The sequence below is a fragment of the Rhizobacter sp. P3_B12 genome (assembly GCF_056402895.1).
Genome location: NZ_JBFUGN010001041.1, coordinates 1 through 2,091, shown reverse-complemented (window position 1 = coordinate 2,091; position 2,091 = coordinate 1). Strand labels below are relative to the sequence as shown.

General features: G+C 72.1%; 2 protein-coding genes and 1 pseudogene. 2 read left to right on the top strand and 1 reads right to left on the bottom strand.

What is annotated here, in order from left to right:
* Together AC1D01_RS31795 and AC1D01_RS31790 are read left to right on the top strand one after the other, a co-directional pair.
* Positions 1-1,128: methyl-accepting chemotaxis protein (locus AC1D01_RS31795; RefSeq protein WP_477873502.1), on the top strand; the 1,128-nt coding region annotated here is incomplete at its 5' end.
* Between the two features lie 13 nt (positions 1,129-1,141).
* Positions 1,142-1,891 (top strand): class I SAM-dependent methyltransferase, encoded by a 750-nt coding sequence (locus tag AC1D01_RS31790; RefSeq protein ID WP_477873501.1) that lies wholly within the window; start codon positions 1,142-1,144, stop codon positions 1,889-1,891.
* 3 nt (positions 1,892-1,894) lie between these two features.
* On the opposite strand, the pseudogene AC1D01_RS31785 reads toward AC1D01_RS31790, so the two are convergent.
* Positions 1,895-2,091, bottom strand: a pseudogene (locus tag AC1D01_RS31785) (hypothetical protein); the annotation flags it as partial.

Genomic DNA, 2,091 nt, shown 5'->3' with positions numbered 1-2,091 from the left:
GAAGTCACCCGGGCGCAGCAGGCGATCGGCGACGTGACGGCCGGCAGCCTCGAGGCGGTCGGGCGTGCGCGCGACGCGGTCGAGGCGGTCGGCACCGAGGTCTCGGGCATCGTCGACACGCTGCGCGAGGTGGCCGCGGCCGCCAGCGAGATCACGCAGATCGCGCTGCAGACGCGGCTGGTGGCATTCAATGCCTCGGTCGAGGCCAAGCGCGCCGGCGAGGCCGGCCGCGGCTTCGGCGTGGTGGCCGATGCGGTGAAGGATCTGGCCTCGAAGGTCGAGGGCTCGTCGAAGGCGATCATGAGCACCGTGGGCGTGCTCGACACCCGCATCGAGGCCTTGTCGCGCGAGATCCACGTCAAGCCGGGCGAGGTCCGGCAGGGCGGGTTCCACAAGGCGCTGGCCGATGTCGAGGCCGGTGTCGCGAGCATCACCGCCGCGGCCACGCAAAGCCGCGAGATCTGTAGCGGCGTCAACGTGCAGATGGGCGCGATGCAGTCGGAGATCCAGCAGACCACCGCCGCGCTCGACAGCGCGATGCGCCGCAGCGAGGCCTTCCTGAAGGTCTCGGAGCACCTGATCGAGCTGGTGGCCGAATGCGGCATCGAGACCGAGGACACGCCGTTCATCCAGGCCGCGATGGAAGCAGCCGCGCAGATCGGCAAGCTGCTCGAGGATTCGCTGCGCACCAAGACGATTTCGGCGAGCAACCTGTTCGACGAGAACTACCGGTCGCTGCCGGGCACCAACCCGGCGCAGCACGCGACGCAGTTCATCGAGCTGGCCGACCGGCTGTTCCCGCAGGTGCAGGAGCGGGTGCTGACGCTGAGCCCGAAAGTGGTGTTCTGCATCGCGGTCGACCGCAACGGCTACGTGGCGACGCACAACAAGAAGTACTGCCACCCGCAGCGCGGCGACCTGGCCTGGGACACCGCCAACAGCCGCTACCGCCGCATCTTCAACGACCGCACCGGGCTCGCCTCGGCGCGCAACCAGCGCCCGTTCCTGCTGCAGACCTACCGCCGCGACATGGGCGGTGGCCAGTTCGTGCTGCTGAAGGAAGCCGCCGCACCGATCACGGTGCAGGGCCGGCACTGGGGCGGCATGCGGCTCGCGTTCAACTTCTGAGGTCGGCTGCGACGTGCTCTGGCCGCTGCCCGCGCTGATCGCCTGGGCCGCGGCCTGGGGGCTCTTCTTCGGATTGCAGCGCGCTGCGGCACCGCTCGGTGTCGCGCTGCTGCTGGCCACCGCGCTCGGCGGCGTGCTGGCGCTGCTGCCGATCGTCGCCGGCACGCGCTGGCGGCGCATCTTCGTCGCGCTGGGTTTCCCCCTCTCGTTGCTGGCCTCCGGCCTTGCCGGTGCGCTGCCCGCCTGGGCCTGGCTGCTGCCGATGGGCGCGCTGCTGGCCCTCTATCCCGTCCATGCCTGGCGCGATGCGCCGGTGTTCCCGACGCCGCGCGGTGCGCTGCGCGGCCTGCCGGCGCTGGTGCCGCTGCCGGACGGCGCACGCGTGCTCGACGCCGGCTGCGGGCTGGGGGATGGCCTGCGCGAGTTGCACGCGGCGTATCCGCGCGCGGTGCTCGACGGCATCGAATGGAGCTGGCCGGTGCGGCTGCTGTGCGGCCTGCGCTGCCGGCTGCAGCGCATCCCGGCACGCGTGACGCGCGGCGACATCTGGCAGGCCGACTGGTCGGCGTACGAACTGGTCTACCTGTTCCAGCGGCCGGAGAGCATGCCGCGCGCGGTCGCGAAGGCGCGGYAGCAGCTGCGCGCCGGTGCGTGGATGGCCAGTCTGGAGTTCGAGGCGCAGGAACTGCGCCCGGTGGCCCGGCACGTGTGCCCGGATGGGCGGCCGGTGTGGCTGTATCAGGCGCCGTTCAAGGCGCGCTGAACATCAGGCTTGAATGAATCCGCGGCTGCCGCGTTCGGCCGGGCCGCTCGCCGAGTAGACCGCCGCCGGCCGCTCACGCGGCATCAGCACGTCGATCGCGCGATCGAGCGCGGCGGTGGCGCGCGCCAGCGATTCGCGCTGCGCCGCCACCAGCCCGCCGGCCAGCGCCAGGCGCTCGCGCAACGGGGTCGGCACCGGGC